Here is a 22,312-nt window from a genome sequence, read left to right on the forward strand (position 1 = left end):
ACCAGACCATGCATTTCACTATTCAACGCGAAGCCCTGTTGAAGCCGCTGCAGCTGGTTGCCGGTGTCGTCGAGCGCCGTCAGACCCTCCCAGTGCTTTCCAATGTGCTGCTGATCGTCGATGGCCAGCAGCTGTCTTTGACCGGCACCGACCTTGAAGTCGAGCTGGTAGGCCGCGTGCAGTTGGACGAGCCTGCAGAAGCCGGTGAGATCACTGTACCTGCCCGCAAGCTGATGGACATCTGCAAAAGCTTGCCTGCTGATGCCCTGATCGATGTCCGCGTTGATGAGCAGAAGTTGTTGGTAAAAGCCGGCCGCAGCCGCTTCACTCTGTCGACGTTGCCCGCCAAGGATTTCCCAACCGTCGAAGAAGGGCCGGGTTCGCTGACCTGTTCCCTGGAACAGAGCCGGCTGCGGCGGCTGATCGATCGCACTGGGTTTGCGATGGCTCAGCAGGACGTCCGTTACTACCTAAACGGGATGTTGCTCGAAGTAAGTGCAGGGCTGATCCGTGCGGTCGCTACGGATGGCCATCGTTTGGCGATGTGCTCGATGCACGTGGATATTGGCCAGGCCGATCGGCATCAAGTCATCGTGCCGCGTAAGGGTATTCTGGAGCTGGCGCGGCTGTTGACCGAGCCCGACGGCCAGGTCGCCATCGTACTTGGCCAGCACCATATTCGCGCGACGACAGGTGAGTTTACATTCACCTCCAAGCTTGTTGACGGCAAGTTCCCAGACTATGAACGCGTGCTGCCCAAGGGCGGTGACAAACACGTGGTAGGCGACCGCCAGGCGTTGCGTGAAGCCTTCAGCCGTACCGCTATCCTGTCCAATGAAAAGTATCGCGGCATCCGGCTGTTGCTGGAAAGCGGTTTGCTGAAGATACAGGCCAACAACCCGGAACAGGAAGAAGCGGAAGAAGAAATCGGCGTCGACTATCAGGGCGACTCGCTCGAGATTGGCTTCAACGTTAGCTACCTTCTCGATGTATTGGGTGTAATGGGCACCGAGCAGGTGCGCCTGGTACTGTCCAATTCCAGCAGCAGTGCGCTGCTTCAGGAAGCGGATAACGAAGACTCGGCTTACGTTGTCATGCCTATGCGCCTTTGATTGCTACATGGCACTGTCTCGCATCACCGTCACCGCGTTGCGCAACTTGCGCGCGGTGACGTTACTCCCCTCCCCTCGTATCAACATTCTTTACGGCGAAAACGGCAGTGGCAAGACCAGCCTGCTCGAGTCGCTGCACGTTCTCGGCCTGGCCCGATCCTTTCGCAGCGCTAGGCTGCTTCCGGTCATCCAGCATGATCAAGATGCCTGCACGGTATTCGGCCAGGTCGATCTCGGCGAAGGGCGGCTCAGTAACTTAGGTGTTTCGCGCGAACGGCAAGGCGATTTCACCATTAGGGTCGATGGGCAGAATGCGAAAAGCACTGCGCAGTTGGCCGAGATCCTTCCCCTTCAGCTGATTAACCCGGACAGCTTCAGACTGCTCGAAGGCGCACCCAAAGTGCGTCGGCAGTTTCTGGACTGGGGAGTGTTCCACGTGGAACCTCGCTTCATGGCCACGTGGCAACGTCTACAGAAGGCGCTGAAGCAGCGGAACTCATGGCTGCGCCATGGTACACTTGATGCCATTTCTCAGGCGGCCTGGGACCGCGAATTGTGTAGCGCGAGCGACCAACTCGATGAGTTCAGGCGTGCCTACATCAAAGCATTGAAGCCTGTATTTGAAGAGGTTCTGGCTCAACTGGTAGAGCTGAAGGGGCTAACCCTGAGCTACTACCGCGGTTGGGACAAGGACCGTTCACTGAATGAGGTGCTTGCCGCGGGGCTGCACCGCGATCAGCAACTCGGTCATACGCATGCTGGCCCACAGAGGGCCGACCTCCGCCTTAAGATAGGCGCGCATAACGCGGCGGACATATTGTCGAGAGGCCAGCAGAAGCTGGTGGTATGCGCATTGAAAATTGCACAGGGGCATCTGGTCAGCCAGGTGCGCCGTGGCCAGTGTGTCTACTTGGTCGACGATCTCCCATCAGAACTGGACGAACGTCACCGTAGGGCGCTGTGTCGGTTATTGGAAGAATTGAAGTGTCAGGTGTTCATCACCTGCGTACATCATGAATTGTTGAGTGGGGACTGGCACACAGATACGCCGGTATCGATGTTCCACGTGGAACACGGTGAGATCACCCAGCACCTCGACCCTCGGGAGTAAGGCATGAGCGAAAATCAAACGTACGATTCCTCAAGTATCAAGGTTCTCAAAGGCCTTGATGCCGTACGTAAACGGCCTGGCATGTACATCGGGGACACCGACGATGGCACGGGCTTGCACCACATGGTCTTCGAAGTGGTGGATAACTCCATCGACGAGGCGTTGGCGGGTCACTGTGACGATATCACCGTAACTATTCACACCGATGAGTCGATTTCGGTACGCGACAACGGCCGTGGCATTCCTGTGGATATCCACAAGGAAGAAGGTGTGTCCGCCGCTGAAGTCATCATGACTGTGTTGCATGCTGGCGGTAAATTCGACGACAACTCCTACAAGGTGTCGGGCGGCCTCCACGGTGTAGGCGTATCGGTAGTGAATGCCCTTTCCGAGTCGCTGCGGCTGACCGTGCGCCGCGCCGGCAAGATCTGGGAACAGCACTACGTTCATGGTGTTCCACAGGCACCGATTGAAGCAGTAGGGGAAAGCGAAACCAGCGGTACCGAGATTCACTTCAAGCCGTCTGCTGAAACCTTCAAAAATATCCACTTCAGCTGGGACATCCTTGCCAAGCGGATTCGCGAGCTGTCGTTCCTGAACTCGGGTGTCGGTATTGTATTGAGGGATGAGCGGTCCGGTAAGGAAGAAACCTTCCGTTACGAGGGCGGGCTGCGGGCATTCGTGGAATACTTGAACACGAACAAGACTTCGATCAATCAGCAAGTATTCCATTTCAATGTTCAGCGTGAAGACGGCGTAGGCGTCGAAATCGCCTTGCAGTGGAACGACGGTTTCAATGAAAACCTGTTGTGCTTTACCAACAACATCCCTCAAAGGGACGGTGGCACACACTTGGTGGGGTTCCGCTCGGCACTGACTCGCAACCTGAACACCTACATCGAGCAGGAAGGCCTGGCGAAGAAGAACAAGGTATCGACCACGGGCGACGATGCCCGTGAAGGCCTGACCGCAATCATTTCGGTCAAGGTTCCAGACCCGAAATTCAGCTCGCAAACGAAGGACAAGCTCGTTTCTTCCGAAGTAAAAACGGCTGTCGAACAGGAGATGGGTAAATACTTCTCCGACTTCCTGCTGGAAAACCCGAACGAGGCCAAGGCGGTTGTTGGCAAGATGATCGATGCAGCCCGCGCCCGCGAAGCCGCTCGCAAGGCACGCGAGATGACCCGGCGTAAAGGCGCCCTGGACATCGCAGGGTTGCCCGGCAAGCTCGCCGACTGTCAGGAAAAGGACCCTGCCCTGTCCGAGCTTTACCTGGTGGAGGGTGACTCAGCCGGCGGCTCCGCGAAGCAAGGCCGCAACCGCAAGACCCAGGCTATCCTGCCCCTCAAGGGCAAGATCCTGAACGTAGAGAAAGCGCGCTTCGACAAGATGATCTCCTCCCAGGAAGTCGGCACCCTGATCACCGCGCTGGGCTGCGGCATTGGGCGCGAGGAGTACAACATCGACAAGCTGCGTTACCACAACATCATCATCATGACCGATGCCGATGTGGACGGTTCGCACATCCGCACGCTGCTGCTGACCTTCTTCTTCCGCCAGCTGCCCGAGTTGGTCGAGCGTGGCTATGTGTATATCGCGCAGCCCCCGCTGTACAAGGTCAAGCGGGGCAAGCACGAGCAGTACATCAAGGACGACGAGGCCATGGAGGATTACATGACCCAGTCGGCCCTCGAAGACGCCAGCTTGCATTTGGGAGAAGGCGCTCCTGGTATCGGTGGCGAACAGCTCGAACGCCTGGTGAACGACTTCCGTACCGTGATGAAAACCCTCAAGCGGGTCTCCCGGCTGTACCCGCAGGAGATTACCGAGCACTTCGTCTACGTACCTGCGGTGTCGCTGGAGCAACTTGGCGAGCAGGCATACATGAATGAGTGGCTGGGGCAATTCGCTGCGCGCCTGCAGCGTTCGGAGAAATCCGGCCTGACCTACAAAGCGACGCTGCGCGAAGATCGTGAGCGTAATGTATGGCTGCCAGAGGTGGAAATTACCTCCCATGGCCTGTCTAGTTACGTCACCTTCAACCGCGACTTCTTCGGCAGTAATGACTACAAAACCGTAACGGCGCTCGGTGCGCAGCTCAGTAGCCTTTTCGATGAAGGCGCGTATGTTCAACGCGGTGAGCGCAAGAAGCCGGTGACCGAGTTCAAGGAAGCGCTGGAATGGCTCATGAACGAAAGCACCAAGCGCCATACGATCCAGCGGTACAAAGGGCTGGGCGAGATGAACCCTGACCAGCTGTGGGAAACCACGATGGACCCGGCAACTCGGCGCATGCTTCGAGTGACGATCGAAGACGCCATCGCGGCGGACCAAATCTTCAATACGCTCATGGGTGATGCCGTAGAACCGCGGCGTGACTTCATCGAAAGCAACGCATTGGCAGTGTCGAATCTGGATTTCTGATTCTGCATTAGCGAAGCAATAGAGCCCGCGAAAGCGGGCTTTTTTTCGCCTGCTATTTTGACATTCCTCGAAAGAATGTACTGAGTTGCGTATTTATCGCTTTTTCTATCGGCGGTGAATGCTGACTATGAAGGCATCCAACAAACATAAGAAAAGGAGTGCCCTATGACTGTCGTTGCCCTTTCGGACACGATTGCCAAGGTAGTCAGAAGCCGATACAGGTGGGTGGTGCTAACGGTCATTGTGATCGTGTACATGCTTGCCGCAGCCGATCGCGCCAATATCGGGATTGCGCTTCCGTACATTCAGAAGGAGTTCGGTGCCAGCAATGCGCAGGCGGGCCTGATCGTCAGCGCCTTCTTTTTGTTCTACTCACTGGGCCAAATCCCTGCAGGCTTTCTGTTGAGCAAAATCAGTGTTCGCGTGGTGGCACCTGTCTCCATCGGGCTGACGTCGGCAGTGACCTTGCTCATCGGAACCGCCCATAACTTCGGCATGCTCAAGCTTTACCGCTCGGCCCTCGGGATAGCCGAGGCAGCGCTGCCGCTGGCGATGCTCAGCACCATCAATCGGTGGTTTCCTCCCAGCGAAAAAGGCTTGGCCACCGGAGCGTTTCTATCCGCAGCCAAGATGGGGGCTGTGATAGCCCCCCCGATCGGCGCTGCGCTGATCTTGCTGGACGGCTGGCGAACCATGTTCATCGCCTTTGCCATACCTGGTGTGCTATTGGCTCTGCTTTGGTGGTGGTTAGTGCCCAACGACCCCCGCGCCAGCACCCGGGTGAATGAGGCTGAAGCCACTTATATCGAGCATGCCAGTGAGGCACAGCAGACCTCGGGCATACCGCAGAAAAGCTTTGGGGTGTTGGACAAGGCCCTGCGTTACCGTCACATCCAACCGTTGTCGACGTCCCGTGCCGTGTTCGGCTCATGGAATGTTTGGGGTTGTGGGCTGGGTTACTTGCTGATGACCGGGGTCGTCAATGTGCTGCTGGCATGGCTTCCAAAATACCTCGGAGAAGTGAAGCACTTTGAGCTGATGCAGATTGGGTTCGTGGCGGCCTTGCCGTTCGCAGGGGGTGTGCTGGGCAATATCGTTGGTGGCTGGCTGTCGGACAAGGTACTGGCCCGGCGAAGAAAACCCACGATGGTGATCAGTGCTGTGGCCACCTGCCTGATGATGGTCGCCTTGGTTTACGCGCCGAATGACCTGCTATGGGTAAGCCTCTTGCTGTTTGGAACGGGCTTTTTGCTGAACATCGGTTATTCATCGTTCTCGGTTTACTCCATGGGTCTTACCAATCGCACTACCTATCCGGTCGCTGCGTCGCTGGTGAACAGTGCAGGCCAGGCCGGCGGCGCAATGGCGCCACTGATTACTGGCTTGCTGCTCGATGCCTACAGTTGGACGATGGTTTTCCTTTTCCTCGGGGCCTGCTCGCTGGGCGCGTTGCTGTTCGTGCTCACAATCGCCGAGCCTGCCGATGCGGTGGAGACCGGAGCGTAAGAGGCGGACGACTTTTACCCCGGCAACCTGATGTGTTCAGCTTTGCAGTTGGCGGGAAAAGTCGCACAGCTCCACGGCACGGGCGGCCACCTGCTCGACGAATGCGAAGGGGCGATCATTCCGGTACATCGCCATGTACGGCACCGGCGGTAACGCCGGGTCTGTCTGGATGACGGTCAGCTTGCCCTCCTCGACCAGGGGCTTGAAGCATTCCAGTGGAAGGTAGGTCACCCCAAGCCCGGCGGCGGTCAGCCCAAGCATCGCCGTGAGACTGTCGGAAGACAGTGTTTTAGGCAGCTCGATGCCTCGGGCACCCAGCCACTTGTTCACGAAGAGCCCGGAACCGGATTTTTTACCTTGGACCAGCACAGGGTAGGTGGCTAAGTCTCGCAGGCTGACCACCCCGGATTGGCTGATCAACCCGGGGGCAGCCATCCAGGCGTTTTCTACCGTAGCCAGGGGCACGGAGGTGACCTCTGGGGCGGTGAACGTGTCGGGGATGATGATGAGATCGATCAGGTCGTCCATTAACCGCTCGTGAAGATGCCGGCTCATGTCGACCTCCGGCTCGACCGTCAGGCCAGGGAAGTCATTCACCAATTGGGTGATCAAGCGCGGTAGCCATGTCAGGGCCGTCAGCTCGGTCACCCCCAACCGCAGGCGGCGTGAGGTTAGCTGGTTCCCCTCTTTGAGGGAGCCGATCCGCTCGGCGAGCACCAGCATCTGCCGGCCCAATACCAGAATTTCCTCCCCGGCGGCAGTCAGCCGGGCACCGCGCTGTGATCGATCGAACAGTTGCAGGCCGGTGGACTGTTCCAGCTCAAGGACACGCTTGGATATGGCGGACTGCGTGGTGTGCAGATGTTGAGCCGCTCGCTCAAAGGTGCCAAGGCGTTCAATCCAGTGAAGTGCTTCCAGTTGGCGGAGTGTGAGCACGGCCATTCCTTTTAAGAATGAATGAGCATCCAATAATATCGCTTTTTCTATTCACCAGCGTCTTTATCCTCAACGTCACTCGCCAATGAGGAAATACCCATGAATGCAATCGCCCCCAGCCCGGAACTCAGGGCGCTCGTGCAGGCTTACACGCAGACTTCCACCTCGATCATCAGTGATTGCCTTGATCGCCTTCCAGGCGCACGGCTCAGCCCCTTCCACCGAATCGAAGGCACCATGGCCGGGCTGGCACTGACGGTGAAGGTGCCCTGCGGCGATAATCGGGCCATCCACCAAGCTTTGGAGCTATTGAGCCCAGGGCAAGTGTTGGTGGTAGATGGCGGTGGGGATTTGAGCCGGGCCCTGATGGGCGACATCATGGCGGCGATCGCTGAGAAGCGCGGTGCTGCCGGCGTGGTAGTGGACGGGGCGATTCGTGACCTGGCCACCATCGGCCAGCATCACTTCCCCGTCTTCGCACGTGCTGGGTTTCACCGTGGGCCTTACAAAAACGGCCCGGGCGAGATCAATGTTCCAGTCAGCATTGCCGGCATGCTCGTTGCGCCAGGTGACATCGTGGTGGCTGATCACGATGGCGTGGTTGCCTTCCCCGCGGCACAGGCTGCGGAGTTGCTACAACGCTGCCATGCAACAGAGCGAAAGGAAGCGGAAATGCTGGCCCAGATTGCGGCCGGTACCTACAAGGGCGCCTACGCGGCGCATTGAAGCGGAATACGACCATGAAAATTGCAATTATCGGCGCTGGCGAAGTGGGCCTTACCTATGCACGCCCTTGGGCCAGGGCGGGCCATGAAATCATCTTGTGTGACCTTAAGCCCTCTGCTGCAGCCACCACATTCGCCGCAGAATTGGGAGTGCTCATTCACTCATCCCCCGCCCAAGGCGTAGCCGGCTGCGATGTGGTCGTCTCGTGTGTCTTCGGCACCGTATCCCTGGAAGTGGCCAGGCAGGCCCTTGACGCGATGCCACCGGGCACGCTGTTCGTGGACATGACCACTGCCGATCCCGAGCAAATCCGAACGGCAGCGGCCTACGCCGCACAACGGAACGTTAGTTATGTGGATGTCGCCATTCTCGGCGCGATCGCCCTGACCCAGGAGAAGACCAACCTACTGGGCGCCGGAGACGCCATTGAACAAGCTGTGGGCGTGTTCGCGAGCGCAGGTGCCACTCTGAAGCCGGTGGCCGGCGGGGCAGCGGGTGATGCAGCGGCGCTGAAGATATTGCGCAGTGTGTTCACCAAAGGCCTTGAGGCGCTCACCATAGAATGTTTCATGGCCGCAGAAAAACAGGGCGTCACCGGCCAGCTGCACGACGCGCTGAGCGATATCGACCAGGCCAGTTTGCGCGACTTCCTCAGCACTTTGGTTCGAACGCATGTCATCCACGCACCGCGCCGGCTCAAGGAAGTGGAAGAAGCCGAGCGGCAGCTCAGCGCGGCCGGTTTGCCGGTTGCCGTCATGCCGGGCGTGAAGGCCCTGTTCCAGCGCACCACTGAGCAGATCAGCGGCCATACACCGCCACCCGCTAACCCTAGCCTTGAGCAAGCGTTCCAATGGTTGTTCGACGTGAACGGTGTGCCCAGGTGAAGCGCACGGTCGCAAAGTGAGTGGAGCAACGCAGTGCGGGCAGGCCTTACCCCCGGTTATGTTGACGTAAGGGCGTCTGCTACCCTCCGAGATCTTGTTCCGGAGGTTTTATGCTGAAGCTGATACACCCTGCCCTCGCGCTACCCATGCTACTGATCGCGTGTAATGGCGCCTACGCTGCGAAAGCCTGTGGCGAGGCCGTGAGTACCGCCGATATGCAGGCATGCGCCCAGAGCGCCCTCCAGGCGGCCGATGACGAGCTGAACACGTCCTATAAGCGCTTGCTTCAGCGTTTTTCGGGCCCTTCTGCACCAGGGGAAGACAATGCCGCAGCCCGTCGCAAGCTCATCGCCGCCCAGAGAGCCTGGATTACCTTCCGCGATGCGGACTGCGACGCGCAGTATCAGGCGCATATAGGCGGTACCTTGAGAGGGCTTGTGATGCTGGGCTGTAAGCAGCAGCACACAGAACAGCGTACCAAACAGCTGAATAGCTATTTCCCCGGCTGACACCCCTGCTGTGTATGCCCCGCGTGCTTTAGCGCGGGCCTCAGCCCCCTCCTCCTTAAAGGTTCTAATTTCCTACCACAAGCCCATTTGCGGGTAGCGGCAATGCAGTTTTATAGCGTACCTGTTTGAGCGCAAAGCTTGAACGGATATTGGCCACCCCAGGGAAACGCGTCAGGTGGTCCATGATGAAGCGCTCCAGCGCATGGATGTCTGGCACCAGTACGCGGATCAGGAAGTCTGCATCCCCGCTCATCAAATAACACTCCATGACTTCGTCATGCTGGGAAATCGCTTGCTCGAAGCGCGCTAGCGCATCCTCGACCTGCTTCTCCAGGCTTACGTGAATGAACACATTGACATGCAGCCCCAGAAGCTCCGGGGCCAGCAAGGTCACCTGCTGCCGGATCAACCCCAACTCTTCCATGGCCTTGACGCGATTGAAGCAGGGCGTGGGTGAAAGGTTGACCGAACGCGCCAGCTCCGCATTGGTAATGCGGGCGTTGTCTTGCAGGGCGTTGAGGATGCCGATATCGGCACGGTCCAGTTTTCGCATTCAAGGGCTCCTGTGCATTTTTTGTTCAATCCTGGCGGTTCTGTATAGCTCCAAAAACCACAGATTCGTGACAGCTACTGATTCGCGCCGATTTTTGTACGTGTTACGTAGTGGATTTTATTTCATACCATTCAGTAAATGCTGGATATAAACTCAATAGTTGTACGGAAAAGTACGAAACAATCACGGTGCCATCAGGATGTCCTGATTTTTTTCGCAGAGTACCAACAAAGCATCCCAAACCACCCTTAGGCGAACAGCTTTGTGCAGCTCGCGCCGAGAGCTGATCCAGTAGCTCCGCTGAAGGTACTCGTGGGGCAACACCCTTACCAGGCCGGGGTCTGTCGCGGCCATGTAGTTGGGCAATACGGCAATGCCCAGGCCCGCACGGGCAGCGAATTGCTGGGCTAGCACACTGGTGCTGCGAAAGGCCACGTTGGGTGAGCGGCAGAAGCTGTCCAGAAACATCAGCTCTTGGCTGAACAGCAGGTCGTCTACATAACCGATCCATTGATGCTGGCCCAGCTGCTCCCCGCTGTTGAGGGGCGGCGCCTGCTTCAGGTAGGCGGGGCTCGCGTAGAGCGCGAGGCGGTAATCGGTGAGTTTGCGGGTAATCAGCAGGTCGGCTTGGGGCCGCTCCAGTTGGATGCTGATTTCCGCCTCGCGGTTGAGGATGCTAACAAACCGGGGGACGGCAACCATATCCAGTTCCAGACCGGGATAGCACGCCAGCAGCTCGTTCAGGCGAGGTGTCAGAAACGCCACCCCCAGCCCTTCGGTGACGCCAAGCCGTACCTTTCCCAAAGGCACAAGGTTCTGGGTGATCGCCTCCTCGGCCAGCAGGGCAGCGTTCTCCATGGCTTCAGCGTGGGCGACCAACGCCTGCCCTGCAGGTGTGAGTACATGCCCGGCGGCATGCTGAACGAATAGCGTGGTACCCAAGGCCTGCTCGATGCGCTCGACGTGGCGGGCAACGGTGGTATGGGTGGTGCCGAGGCGCCTGGCGGCGGCCAGTAAGCGGCCGCTGCGGTGTAGCTCTAGAAAGAATTTCAAATCATTCCAATCGAACATTCCGGGCCCGCGAGTATTTTTATTCTTGAAATACAGCTCAGCACAGTTGTGCGAAAACGCACAGCCAGTGAGCGAAAACGCCGGTAGGCAAGGTGGTTTCGATCAACCACTATCAATTGCGAAAAATAAAAACAAAACGCGGAGGGGCCAATGCCACCAGCCAGCGAAACTTGGGATTACATCGTCGTGGGTGCCGGGCCTGCAGGCGCCCTGCTCGCCAATCGACTATCTGCCGACCCTAGCGTACGCGTGCTGCTGCTCGAAGCCGGCGGCAACGACAACTACGCCTGGATACACATCCCGGTGGGTTATCTCTATTGCATTGGCAACCCCCGAACCGACTGGTGCTTCAAGACAACAGAGCAACCTCATCTGAATGGCCGCAGCCTGAGCTATCCAAGGGGCAAGGTGCTGGGCGGTTGCTCGTCGATCAACGGCATGATTTACATGCGAGGCCAGGCGCGCGACTACGACGGTTGGGCGGCCCAGGGCTGTAGTGGCTGGGGCTGGAAGGACGTGCTGCCGCTGTTCAAGAAAAGCGAAAACCACTTCGGTGGCGAAAGCCAGTGGCATGGGGGTGGCGGCGAATGGCGCGTTGAGCGCCAACGCTACCACTGGCCCATTCTGGATGCCTTTCGCGCTGCTGCAGGGCAAGCGGGCATCCCCGCCGTGGATGACTTCAACACCGGCGACAACGAAGGCTGTGGCTACTTTCAGGTCAACCAGAAAGCCGGTGTACGCTGGAATTCGGGCAAAGCGTTCATCCGGCCTATCATGGGCCGTACCAATTTCACCTTAGTGACTCAGGCCATAGCCGATCGCCTGATCTTCGAGGGTGACCGTGCCAAGGGTATCGAAGCTATTTGCCAAGGTGCGCGGCGCAGCTTTCACGCGCGCCGCGAGGTGATCCTGTGCGCCGGGGCAATCGGGTCGCCTGCCATTCTGCAACGCTCGGGCCTCGGGCCGGCGGCTGTATTGCAGGCGGCGGGGGTCAAGCTCAGGCGTGACATGCCGGGTGTAGGTACGAACCTGCAAGACCATCTTCAGCTGCGGCTGATCTACAAGGTCACCCAGGCTCGGACCTTGAACCAGGTCGCCAACTCGGTATGGGGCAAAATGGGCATGGGGCTTCGTTATCTCTATGACCGCAGTGGGCCATTGGCCATGGCGCCGAGCCAGTTGGGCGCGTTTGCCCGGTCCAGCCCCGAGCAATCCAGCGCCGACCTGCAGTACCACGTACAGCCCCTTTCCCTGGACCGTTTCGGCGAGCCGTTGCATACCTTCCCCGCATTCACTGCGTCGGTGTGCAACTTGCGGCCAATGAGCCGTGGAAGCGTTGTCATTCAATCTGCCGACGCCCAGGGCGCGCCGAGCATCGACCCCAATTACCTGAGCCACCCCCAGGACCTGGACGTGGCTGCTAAGGCGATTCGGCTCACCCGCCGTATCGTTGGGTCGCCCTCCCTCGCACGCTTCGCCCCAGAGGAATACCTGCCCGGCGCCAGTTTGCAGAACGATGAGGATCTGCACCAAGCAGCAGGGGCAATCGGCACGACGATTTTCCATCCGGTAGGCACCTGCCGCATGGGCCATGACACCCACGCGGTCGTAGATGATCAGCTTCGAGTGCACGGTGTGCCGGGGTTGCGCGTCGCAGACGCTTCAATCATGCCTACTATTGTTTCTGGAAATACCTGCTCCCCTACCCTCATGATCGCGGAAAAAGCCGCCCAACTGATCCTGCAAGGCCCTACTAGGCTGGCGGCCGCAAACCGAAAGGACGAACTGCAACCCATAGCAATCTGAAGCGAAGACAGAGCCCCGGCAATGCAGTCGGCTGGGGCTGACAGTGGACAACAACAATAATCACTGTGCCCCAGCGGGGCCAAGGACCAGACCCATGACGGACTACACCCAGCCCCACCCAGCCACTGCCGCGCCCGACGCTAGGCGAGAAGAACGCAAGATCATCTTCGCCTCTTCACTGGGCACCGTTTTCGAGTGGTATGACTTTTTTCTGTACGGCGCCTTGGCCGCCGTCATCAGTAAACAGTTCTTCGCTGGGGTGAATGACACCACTGCATTCATCTTCGCCTTGATGGCCTTCGCCGCGGGCTTTCTGGTGAGGCCCTTTGGCGCGTTGGTCTTTGGCCGGCTTGGCGACATGATCGGGCGTAAGTACACCTTTTTGGTCACCATCGTGCTGATGGGGGTGTCGACCTTCGCAGTGGGCCTGCTGCCCTCCTATGCCAGCATCGGCATCGCTGCGCCCGTCATTCTGATCGTGCTGCGCATGCTGCAGGGGCTTGCCCTGGGCGGCGAATACGGCGGGGCTGCCACCTACGTGGCAGAGCACGCCCCCGCCAACAGGCGCGGCCATCACACAGGCTGGATACAATCGACCGCGACGTTGGGGCTGTTGCTGTCGCTGATCGTCGTCATGGCCTGTCGTTATGTGAGTGGCGACCAGTTCGAGGTGTGGGGTTGGCGGCTGCCGTTCCTGCTGTCGATCGTGCTTTTGGGCATCTCGACCTGGATTCGACTAAGCCTTCATGAGTCTCCGGCATTCCTGAAGATGAAAGCGGAGGGTAAAACCTGCAAAGCGCCGATCCGGGAGTCGTTCGGCTCGTGGCAAAACCTGAAGGTGGTATTGATCGCGTTGTTCAGCATCAACGCAGGCCAGGCGGTCACCTTTTACACCGCGCAGTTCTACGTGCTGTTCTTCCTCACCCAGATCCTGAAAATGGACCCAGGCCAGGCCAACAGCCTCATGATCGTTGCCGTAATACTGGGCGCACCGTTCTTCGTGATCTGTGGGTGGCTGTCCGACCGGATCGGCCGCAAGCCCATCCTGCTCACGGGCCTGATACTGGCGACGGTGCTGTATTTCCCGCTGTTCAAAGCGCTGAGCCACTATGCCAACCCTGCCATCGACAGTGCGAGTGCTCAGGCCCCGATCACCGTGATGGCCGACCCCACCACCTGCACATTCCAGTTCGACCCGGTGGGCAAGGCCCGTTTCGACAGCCCGTGTGACAAGGTGAAAACCTTTCTGGTCAAAGCCGGCCTGCCCTATACCAGCCAGGCCGCGCCGGCAGGCAGTGATGTAGTGATTTCGGTGGGCGATACCCGGATTACCGGCTTCGATCAGGCGGCATTGGCGAGTGCGGTGACTGCCGCAGGCTACCCCACCAAGGCCGACCCAGGGCAAGTCAACCAGGTGATGGTGGTAGCGGTCATCTTTGCACTGATCCTGATTGCCACGATGTGCTATGGGCCGCTTGCAGCTTTGATGGTGGAGCTGTTCCCGACGCGCATTCGCTACACCTCGATGTCATTGCCCTACCACATCGGCAACGGCTGGTTCGGGGGGCTGCTGCCCACCGTTTCCTTCGCTTTGGTGGTGTACACGGGCAACATTTTCTACGGGCTGTGGTACCCAGTAATCGTGACGGCGGTAAGCGTGATTGTCAGCCTTACCTGCCTGAAGGAAACCAAAGACGTAGACATTACGCGGACGTGAATTTTTAACGTAATTCACAATAAGAACGTAAGAAAATAAGCAGCTAATTCAGAGAGTTAGCTGCTTATCACAAAAGTTATTCTAGGTGTTGCTCACAACTTATCCACAGTCAGGCGGCGGGCGTCTCGGCCGTTTCGGGAAGCGAACCCATGGCACGCTGGGCCGAGGCGTTCCAAGCCTGTACGCGGTCGTTCAGGGCAGCTATGTCACGGGGGCCCTTGCCCTGGGCATACATAGGTTCACCTATCACCAGTTCGATGGTACCGCTGTATTTGCCCCAGCCTTCCCTGGGCCAGTACTTGCCGGCGTTGTGGGCAATCGGCAGGACGGGCAATTCAGCATTGGCGGCCAGGGCGGCGCCGCTTCGGGTGAACTTGCCGATCTGGCCATACGGCACTCGCGTGCCTTCCGGGAAAATCAGTACCCATACACCGTCCTTGAGCAACTTGTCGCCCTCGGTCGCTACCAGCTTCAACGCTTCCTTGGGGTTGTCCCGGTTGATAGCGATGGGCCTGAGCATCGCCATGGCCCAGCCAAAGAACGGCACGAACAGCAATTCGCGCTTGAGCACTTGGCTCATGGGCTGGAAGTAGGCGGACAGGAAGAAGGTTTCCCAGGTGCTCTGGTGATTAGACACGATCACGCAGGGCTGCGCCGGTATGTGCTCCACGCCGGTGATGCGGACATCCAGCTTTAGCACGATACGCGCCAGGAAGATCGCGAAGCGACACCAGTGGCCGTTGACGAACCGGTAGCGCTTGGCGAACGGCAGAAACGGCGCGATCACAACGCTCAGGGTGCACCAAACCAGCGAGCTGCTGGCCAGGATGAAGTAGAACAAGGCGACGCGACCGGTCGACTGTTTGGTCATGGCGATGTGTTCCGTAATGGCAACTGTGCGCTATAGCGCCAGGCGCCTGGCTGTTCTAAGTGTGGATAAGTGCCTGGGCCACGGCGGCCAGGTCCTCGAAAACCAAGGTGTCGGCTTCCAGGCCTTTGTGCAGGGTGCGTTCCCCTTTGCCGGTCTTCACCAGCACGGGTTGGGCACCTGCGGCGCGGGCGGCCTGCAGGTCGCTTGCACTGTCGCCCACGAACCATACGCCTTCCAGCGGTACGCCATAGTGCGCAGCGATCTGGTCAAGCATGCCTGGCAATGGCTTGCGGCAAGCACAGCGCTCATCCGGCCCGTGGGGGCAATAAACGATCAAGCCCAAGTGGCCACCCTCACCCGCCACCAGCTCGCGCAACCGCGCATGCATGGCGTCGAGCGTGGCCAGCGGGTAGTAGCCGCGAGCGATGCCGGACTGGTTGGTAGCCACTGCCACCGTCCAGCCCGCCTTGCTCAGCCCAGCGATCGCACCGATCGAGCCTGGAATCGGAATCCATTCTTCCAACGACTTGATGTAGGCGTCGGAATCCTGGTTGATTACCCCGTCGCGATCGAGAATGAGCAGCTTCACGCCTTACCCCAGCACCGAAATGTCGGCCACGCCCAGGAACAGCCCGCGCAGGCGCGCCAGCAATGCATAGCGGTTGGCCCGTACGTTGGCATCCTCGGCATTGACCATGACCGCCTCGAAGAAGGCGTCTACCGGCTCGCGCAGCGCTGCCAGGCGGGCCAGGGCCTCGCTGTACTGGCGAGCCTCGAACATCGGCTGAACGGCATGGTCGGCCTGTTGGATGGCCGAGTACAGCGAGAACTCGTTGGCGTTGTCGAAGTACTTGGGCTCGACGCTGCTAGCGACATTGCCCTCGGCTTTGCTCAACAGGTTGGACACGCGCTTGTTCACTGCGGCCAATGCCTCGGCCTCGGGCAGCTTGCGGAAGCCCTGCACAGCCTGCACGCGCTGGTCGAAGTCCAGCGGCGAGCCTGGCTTGAGCGCGCGCACCGCAAGGTAGCAGGCTACGTCCACGCCTTCGTCCTCGTAACGCGCTCGCAGGCGGTCGAAGACGAACTCCAGCACCTGTTCGCACAACGCGGCGGCTTGCACCTTGTTGCCGTAGAGTGCGATGGCATGCTCGACCGCCTCGGCCAGGTTCAGGTCCAGTTGCTTCTCGATCAGAATGCGCAGCACGCCCAGGGCGGCACGGCGAAGGGCGTAGGGGTCCTTGCTGCCGGTGGGCAACATGCCGATGCCGAAGATACCGACCAACGTGTCGAGCTTGTCGGCCAGCGCTACGGCCGCACCGGTGAGGGTCTCGGGCAGCTCGGCGCCGGCGCCACGCGGCATGTATTGCTCGTTCAGCGCTTTGGCGACGTCGTCGGGCTCGCCGTCATGGGTGGCGTAGTAATAACCGGCGATACCCTGCATTTCGGGGAATTCGCCCACCATCTCGGTGGCCAGGTCGCATTTGGACAGCAGGCCGGCGCGCGCAGCGCGGTCTGCGTTGCCCTTGATGCGCGGGGCGATCCAGGCAGCCAGTTGCGAAACACGCACGGCCTTGTCGTACACGGTGCCCAATTGAGCCTGGAATACGACGTTGCGCAGCCGGTCGTTGAAGCTTTCGAGCGGTTGCTTCTTATCCTGATTGAAGAAGAACTCGGCGTCGGTCAGGCGCGGGCGTACGACTTTCTCGTTACCCGAGACGATCTGGTGCGGGTCTTTGCTTTCGACGTTTGCCACGGTGATGAAGCGCGGCAGCAGCTTGCCATCGGCGTCGAGCAGGCAGAAGTACTTCTGGTTGTCCTGCATGGTAGTGATCAGCGCTTCCTGGGGCACTTCGAGGAAGCGTTCCTCGAACGAACACACCAGCGGGACTGGCCACTCCACCAGCGCGGACACCTCATCGAGCAGCGCCGGCGGCACGATGGCGGTGCCTTCCTGCTGCAGGGCCAGGGCTTCGGTGCGCTTGGCGATCAGCTCGCGGCGCTCGGCGAAGTCAGCCAGCACGTAGGCCTTGCGCAGGTCTTCGCGGTAGCTGGCGGGCGACTGAATGCGCACGGCCTCTGGGTGATGGAAACGGTGACCGCGAGAATCACGGCCTGCGCGCTGGGCCAGCAGTGTGCAATCAACGACGTCGTCGCCGAACAGCATCACCAGCCACTGGGTTGGGCGCACGAACTCTTCCTTGCGAGCCCCCCAGCGCATGCGCTTGGGAATCGGCAGGTCGTTCAGCGAGTCCTCGACGATGGTCGGCAGCAGGCTGGCGGTGGGCTTGCCTTTGATGTTCTGGCTGTAACGCAACTTGGCGCCGCTGCGGTCGACTTCGGAGATATCCACACCGCATTTGCGGGCGAAGCCCAAGGCTGCCTGGGTGGGGTTGCCGTCTGCGTCGAACGCCGCCTGCACGGGCGGGCCGTCAAGGTTGATGGCGCGGTCGGCCTGTTGCACGTCGAGACCGTTGATCAGCACGGCCAGGCGGCGAGGCGCTGCGTAGAACTGCTTGCCGGTGTAGTTCAGGCCCGCGGCCAGCAGGCCCTTCTCGATGCCCGCCAGGAATGCCTCACCCAACGCCTGCAGCGCCTTGGGTGGCAATTCTTCGGTGCCCAGTTCTACCAGGAAATCTTGAGCACTCATTGCGCAGCCTCCAGCTTAGCCAACACTTCGTCTCGCAGTTCGGGTGATGCCATCGGAAAGCCCAGGCGAGCGCGGGCTTGCAGGTAGCTTTGCGCGACGGCGCGGGCCAGGGTGCGCACGCGCAGGATGTAGCGCTGGCGCTCGGTGACCGAAATGGCCCGGCGTGCATCGAGCAAGTTGAAGGTGTGCGACGCCTTGAGCACCATTTCGTAGGTCGGCAGCGGCAGCTGCAGCTCGATCAGGCGATTGGCTTCGCTTTCGTAGAAGTCGAACAGTTCGAACAGCTTCTCGACATTGGCGTGCTCGAAGTTGTAGGTCGATTGCTCCACTTCGTTCTGGTGGAACACATCGCCGTAAGTGACCTTGCCGAACGGGCCGTCCGTCCAGACCAGGTCGTAGACTGAGTCTACGCCTTGCAGGTACATGGCCAGGCGCTCAAGGCCATAGGTGATTTCACCGGTGACCGGGTAGCATTCGATGCCGCCGACCTGCTGGAAGTAGGTGAACTGGGTCACTTCCATGCCGTTGAGCCAGATCTCCCAGCCCAGGCCCCACGCGCCGAGGGTCGGCGACTCCCAGTTGTCTTCGACGAAGCGGATGTCGTGGACTTCAGGGTCGAGCCCGATCCGCTTGAGCGAGCCCAGGTACAGTTCCTGGAAATTCGCCGGGTTCGGTTTGAGCACCACCTGGAACTGGTAATAGTGCTGCAGGCGGTTGGGGTTTTCGCCGTAGCGGCCATCGCCCGGCCGACGGCTGGGCTGCACATAGGCGGCGTTCCAGGTCTCGGGGCCGACGGCGCGCAGGAAGGTCGCCGTGTGAAAGGTGCCCGCGCCTACTTCCATATCGTAGGGCTGGAGCACCACACAACCTTGCTCGGCCCAGTACTGCTGCAGGGCGAGAATCAAGTCTTGGAAGGTACGCACGGCTGGCGTAGGCTGGGTCACGAAGTCACCTGTCTCTTGGGCTGCACATGTAAAGAGCGGGAGTATACCGCGAATCGCCCTACCCCCCACCACCCCCAAGGACGGCAAGATGCCCCGTTGCTTCTGGTGTTCCGAAGACCCGCTCTATCAGGCTTACCACGATCAGGAATGGGGTGTGCCCTTGCGCGACCCGGCACGCCTGTTCGAGCTGCTGCTGCTTGAAGGCTTCCAGGCCGGGCTCTCGTGGATCACCGTGCTGCGCAAACGGGAACGTTACCGGCAGGTGCTGTTCGGCTTCGACCCCGAGCGCCTGGCGCGCATGACAGACGATGAAATCGATGCGCGCATGCAAGACCCGGGCATCATCCGCAACTTGCTCAAGCTCAAGGCAGCCCGGCGAAACGCCCAGGCCTGGCTGGCGCTGCCCGACCCGGCAGGGTTTCTATGGAGCTTCGTCGGCGGCCAGCCGATCATCAACCATCACGCCAGCCGTGAAACCATCGCCACTGAAACCGACCAAGCTCGTGCCATGAGCAAAGCCTTGAAAAAGGCCGGCTTCACCTTCGTTGGGCCGACCATCTGCTACGCCTTCATGCAGGCCAGCGGCATGGTGATGGACCACACCACCGATTGCGACCGCTACATGCCGCTGGTTGGGTAGTGCGCATCGGGTAGAATGCCGCGCAACCGAAAGCTGCGACGGGAAGATGCTGTGGAAACCTTCAAAGGCGCCCTGCTGGTGGGCGCGCTCAAAACCTTCGCCTTGTTGCCCTGGCGCGCCGTCCAGGGCGTCGGCGCTGCCATTGGCTGGTTGATGTGGAAGCTGCCGAATCGCTCTCGGGAGGTGGTTCGTATCAACCTGGCCAAGTGTTTCCCGGAAATGGACCCTGCTGCGTGCGAGCAACTGGTCGGGCGCAGCCTCAAAGGCATTGGCCGGTCTTTCACCGAAAGTGCCTGCGCGTGGATCTGGCCGGCCGAGCGTTCGCTGGCGCTGGTGCGCGAAGTGCAGGGCCTTGAGGTGCTGCAAGCCGCGCTGGCCAGCGGCAAGGGAGTGGTGGGTATCACCAGCCATTTGGGCAATTGGGAGGTGCTGAACCACTTCTACTGCCACCAGTGCAAGCCGATCATTTTCTATCGCCCGCCCAAGCAGAAAGCGGTCGATGAGCTGTTGCGCAAGCAGCGCGTGCAGTTGGGCAACCGCGTTGCGCCGTCTACAAAGGAAGGCATTCTCAGCGTCATCAAAGAGGTGCGCAAAGGCGGCCAGGTAGGTATCCCCGCCGATCCCGAGCCCGCAGAGTCGGCCGGCGTGTTCGTGCCGTTTCTGGGCACCCAGGCGCTGACCAGCAAGTTCGTGCCCAACATGCTCAGCGGCGGTAAAGCGGTGGGGGTCTTCCTGCACGCGCTGCGCTTGCCCGATGGCAGCGGCTTCAAGGTGATCATCGAAGCGGCGCCTGAGGCCATGTACAGCGCTGATACCGAAGAGGCAGTGGCAGCGATGAGTGGGGTGGTGGAGCGTTATGTGCGCGCGTATCCCGACCAATACATGTGGAGCATGAAACGCTTCAAGAAGCGCCCGGCGGGTGAGGCGCGTTGGTACTGACGGTAGTGAGTTTTTTGGAGATGCTGCGCCGAAAATATAGGCCACGCACAGGTGATCACCGCAACCGCATTCTTGACGGTCGACTTGGGTTACACGCAGAAATGTCGAACCCAGCCTGTGGGTAAGTTGTGGGCAAGCTGTGTCATAGCCAATGCGGCCTTGATTATGTAGCGCAGCTATGGGGTCCAAAAGGGGGGCTTGAGTGGTTTACAGCGCCCTCAGCCGGCTCAGCCCAGCTTGCGCAAGAACACCGCCATTTCTTTTTCTGCCTGCTTATCCCCGTGTGATCGCGCCGCCTCAATGCCCTGCTCCCAGGCCCGGCGTGCTTCGGCTAAATTTTCGGTCGACTTGTACGCTTTGCCTAACAGCTTCCATGCTGCGGAATAGCCGGCGTCCAGCGCAACGCAGCGCGCAAGGTGCTCGGCAGCGAGTGCCCCATTGCCCTGGTCAAGGTAGGCTTTACCCAGCCCAAAACGCAACAGCGAGTTATCCACACCCTTGGCCAGCATCTTTTCCAGTGATTCGATCACGGCAGGTTCCTCTTAAAAAAAGCTCAACCCCACGTGGAAGAGCTTTTCCACGTCCCGGATCTGCTTTTTATCCACAACGAACAAGATCACGTGATCGCCACTCTCGATCACCGTGCTGTCATGGGCGATCAGCACCTCATCGGCACGGATGATCGCGCCGATGGTGGTGCCGCTGGGCAAGTTGATTTGCCCGATGGAGCGCCCCACCACCTTGCTCGAGCGCGCGTCGCCGTGGGCAATGGCCTCGATGGCTTCAGCCGCGCCGCGGCGCAGAGAATGCACGCTGACGATGTCGCCCCGGCGCACGTGGGTCAGCAGCGTGCCGATGGTGGCCAGCTGCGGGCTGATGGCGATATCGATCTCGCCGCCCTGGATAAGGTCAACGTAGGCAGGGTTGTTGATGATGGTCATCACCTTGCGGGCGCCCAGCCGCTTGGCCAGCAGCGACGACATGATGTTGGCCTCGTCATCGTTGGTCAGCGCCAGGAAGATATCCGCCTGGGCGATGTTCTCCTCTAGCAACAGGTCACGGTCAGAGGCGCTGCCTTGCAGCACCACGGTGCTGTCGAGGGTGTCAGAGAGCTGGCGGCAGCGTGCCGGGTTCATCTCGATGATCTTGACCTGATAGCGGCTTTCGATGGCCTCGGCCAGGCGCTCGCCGATATGGCCGCCGCCGGCGATGACAATTCGCTTGTTGTTCTGGTCCAGGGTGCGCAGCTCGCCCATCACGGCCCGGATATCGTTACGCGCCGCGATGAAAAACACCTCGTCGTCCGCTTCGATCACCGTGTCGCCACGGGGGGTGATCGGCCGGTCGCGGCGGAAGATCGCTGCCACGCGTGTATCCACATTGGGCATGTGCTGGCGAATCTGGCGCAGCTGCTGGCCGACCAGCGGGCCGCCGTAATAAGCCTTCACGGCCACCAGCTGCGCCTTCCCGTCGGCGAAGTCGATCACCTGCAGGGCGCCGGGATGCTCGATCAGGCGGCGGATGTAATTGGTTACCACCTGTTCTGGGCTGATCAGTACATCCACCGGAATGGCATCGTTGTCGAACAGGCCCGCTCGCGTGAGGTAGGCCGCCTCGCGCACTCGGGCGATCTTGGTGGGCGTGTGAAACAGCGTGTAGGCAACCTGGCAGGCGACCATGTTGGCCTCGTCGCTGCTAGTGACGGCCACCAGCATGTCGGCATCCTCGGCACCGGCCTGGCGCAGCACCGTAGGAAAGGAACCGCGGCCCTGCACGGTACGGATGTCCAGGCGGTCACCCAGGGTGCGCAAGCGATCGCCGTCGGTGTCTACCACGGTGATGTCATTGGCTTCGCTGGCCAGGTATTCGGCCAGCGTGCCACCTACCTGGCCGGCGCCCAGAATGATGATCTTCAT

The 22,312-nt window shown here is 60.0% G+C and carries 20 protein-coding genes; 11 read left to right on the top strand and 9 right to left on the bottom strand.

Features of this window, described 5'->3' with window-relative positions; all coding sequences use genetic code 11:
- The first annotated feature begins 8 nt into the window (after positions 1–8).
- From dnaN to F474_RS20595, 4 genes are all read left to right on the top strand, one after another.
- Complete coding sequence (gene dnaN / locus F474_RS20580; protein WP_097087876.1) at positions 9–1,112, top strand: DNA polymerase III subunit beta; 1,104 nt, start codon at positions 9–11, stop codon at positions 1,110–1,112.
- Positions 1,113–1,119: 7 nt separating this feature from the next.
- Positions 1,120–2,223 (top strand): DNA replication/repair protein RecF, encoded by a 1,104-nt coding sequence (gene recF / locus F474_RS20585; RefSeq protein ID WP_097087874.1) that lies wholly within the window; start codon positions 1,120–1,122, stop codon positions 2,221–2,223.
- Between the two features lie 3 nt (positions 2,224–2,226).
- Complete coding sequence (gyrB, locus tag F474_RS20590; RefSeq protein WP_097087872.1) at positions 2,227–4,647, top strand: DNA topoisomerase (ATP-hydrolyzing) subunit B; 2,421 nt, start codon at positions 2,227–2,229, stop codon at positions 4,645–4,647.
- 165 nt (positions 4,648–4,812) lie between these two features.
- Complete coding sequence (locus tag F474_RS20595) at positions 4,813–6,153, top strand: MFS transporter (RefSeq protein ID WP_097087870.1); 1,341 nt, start codon at positions 4,813–4,815, stop codon at positions 6,151–6,153.
- Positions 6,154–6,189: 36 nt separating this feature from the next.
- On the opposite strand, the gene F474_RS20600 is transcribed toward F474_RS20595, so the two are convergent.
- Positions 6,190–7,089, bottom strand: coding sequence for a LysR family transcriptional regulator (locus tag F474_RS20600; RefSeq protein ID WP_097088456.1), 900 nt, complete (start codon positions 7,087–7,089; stop codon positions 6,190–6,192).
- Positions 7,090–7,188: 99 nt separating this feature from the next.
- Here F474_RS20600 and F474_RS20605 point away from each other — a divergent pair, with 99 nt between their 5' ends.
- From F474_RS20605 to F474_RS20615, 3 genes are all read left to right on the top strand, one after another.
- On the top strand, positions 7,189–7,815 hold the full coding sequence (locus tag F474_RS20605) for an RraA family protein (protein WP_097087868.1): 627 nt from the start codon (positions 7,189–7,191) through the stop codon (positions 7,813–7,815).
- 14 nt (positions 7,816–7,829) lie between these two features.
- Positions 7,830–8,699: an NAD(P)-dependent oxidoreductase gene (locus F474_RS20610; protein WP_097087866.1), complete on the top strand. Its 870-nt coding sequence runs from the start codon at positions 7,830–7,832 to the stop codon at positions 8,697–8,699.
- A 110-nt stretch (positions 8,700–8,809) separates the two neighbouring features.
- Positions 8,810–9,208, top strand: a complete 399-nt coding sequence (locus F474_RS20615; protein ID WP_097087864.1) for a lysozyme inhibitor LprI family protein — start codon at positions 8,810–8,812, stop codon at positions 9,206–9,208.
- A 64-nt stretch (positions 9,209–9,272) separates the two neighbouring features.
- On the opposite strand, the gene bkdR is transcribed toward F474_RS20615, so the two are convergent.
- Positions 9,273–9,761, bottom strand: a complete 489-nt coding sequence (gene bkdR, locus F474_RS20620) for a Bkd operon transcriptional regulator BkdR (protein WP_097087861.1) — start codon at positions 9,759–9,761, stop codon at positions 9,273–9,275.
- A gap of 183 nt (positions 9,762–9,944) precedes the next feature.
- Complete coding sequence (locus F474_RS20625) at positions 9,945–10,832, bottom strand: LysR family transcriptional regulator (RefSeq protein ID WP_097087858.1); 888 nt, start codon at positions 10,830–10,832, stop codon at positions 9,945–9,947.
- 150 nt (positions 10,833–10,982) lie between these two features.
- On the opposite strand from F474_RS20625, the gene F474_RS20630 reads away from it, so the two are divergent.
- On the top strand, positions 10,983–12,638 hold the full coding sequence (locus F474_RS20630) for a GMC family oxidoreductase (protein ID WP_097087855.1): 1,656 nt from the start codon (positions 10,983–10,985) through the stop codon (positions 12,636–12,638).
- A 94-nt stretch (positions 12,639–12,732) separates the two neighbouring features.
- Complete coding sequence (locus tag F474_RS20635) at positions 12,733–14,355, top strand: MFS transporter (RefSeq protein WP_097087853.1); 1,623 nt, start codon at positions 12,733–12,735, stop codon at positions 14,353–14,355.
- 109 nt (positions 14,356–14,464) lie between these two features.
- On the opposite strand, the gene F474_RS20640 is transcribed toward F474_RS20635, so the two are convergent.
- From F474_RS20640 to glyQ, 4 genes are read right to left on the bottom strand one after another with little or no spacing between them, the layout of a single operon-like run.
- Complete coding sequence (locus F474_RS20640) at positions 14,465–15,226, bottom strand: 1-acyl-sn-glycerol-3-phosphate acyltransferase (protein ID WP_097087850.1); 762 nt, start codon at positions 15,224–15,226, stop codon at positions 14,465–14,467.
- Between the two features lie 55 nt (positions 15,227–15,281).
- On the bottom strand, positions 15,282–15,815 hold the full coding sequence (gene gmhB, locus F474_RS20645) for a D-glycero-beta-D-manno-heptose 1,7-bisphosphate 7-phosphatase (RefSeq protein ID WP_097087847.1): 534 nt from the start codon (positions 15,813–15,815) through the stop codon (positions 15,282–15,284).
- Between the two features lie 3 nt (positions 15,816–15,818).
- Positions 15,819–17,873: a glycine--tRNA ligase subunit beta gene (gene glyS, locus F474_RS20650; RefSeq protein WP_097087846.1), complete on the bottom strand. Its 2,055-nt coding sequence runs from the start codon at positions 17,871–17,873 to the stop codon at positions 15,819–15,821.
- Complete coding sequence (gene glyQ, locus F474_RS20655; RefSeq protein WP_097087844.1) at positions 17,870–18,817, bottom strand: glycine--tRNA ligase subunit alpha; 948 nt, start codon at positions 18,815–18,817, stop codon at positions 17,870–17,872. The genes glyS and glyQ overlap by 4 nt, the downstream gene beginning before the upstream one ends.
- Positions 18,818–18,905: 88 nt before the next feature.
- Here glyQ and F474_RS20660 point away from each other — a divergent pair, with 88 nt between their 5' ends.
- Together F474_RS20660 and F474_RS20665 are read left to right on the top strand one after the other, a co-directional pair.
- Positions 18,906–19,457 (top strand): DNA-3-methyladenine glycosylase I, encoded by a 552-nt coding sequence (locus F474_RS20660; protein WP_097087842.1) that lies wholly within the window; start codon positions 18,906–18,908, stop codon positions 19,455–19,457.
- 51 nt (positions 19,458–19,508) lie between these two features.
- Complete coding sequence (locus F474_RS20665; protein ID WP_097088453.1) at positions 19,509–20,396, top strand: lysophospholipid acyltransferase; 888 nt, start codon at positions 19,509–19,511, stop codon at positions 20,394–20,396.
- A 227-nt stretch (positions 20,397–20,623) separates the two neighbouring features.
- On the opposite strand, the gene F474_RS20670 is transcribed toward F474_RS20665, so the two are convergent.
- Complete coding sequence (locus F474_RS20670) at positions 20,624–20,926, bottom strand: tetratricopeptide repeat protein (protein WP_097087840.1); 303 nt, start codon at positions 20,924–20,926, stop codon at positions 20,624–20,626.
- A 12-nt stretch (positions 20,927–20,938) separates the two neighbouring features.
- Entirely contained in the window at positions 20,939–22,312 is a 1,374-nt protein-coding gene (gene trkA, locus F474_RS20675; RefSeq protein ID WP_097087838.1) for a Trk system potassium transporter TrkA, read from the bottom strand.

Origin of the sequence: Pseudomonas sp. URIL14HWK12:I12 (genome assembly GCF_003097135.1) — a bacterium.
GTDB lineage: Bacteria > Pseudomonadota > Gammaproteobacteria > Pseudomonadales > Pseudomonadaceae > Aquipseudomonas.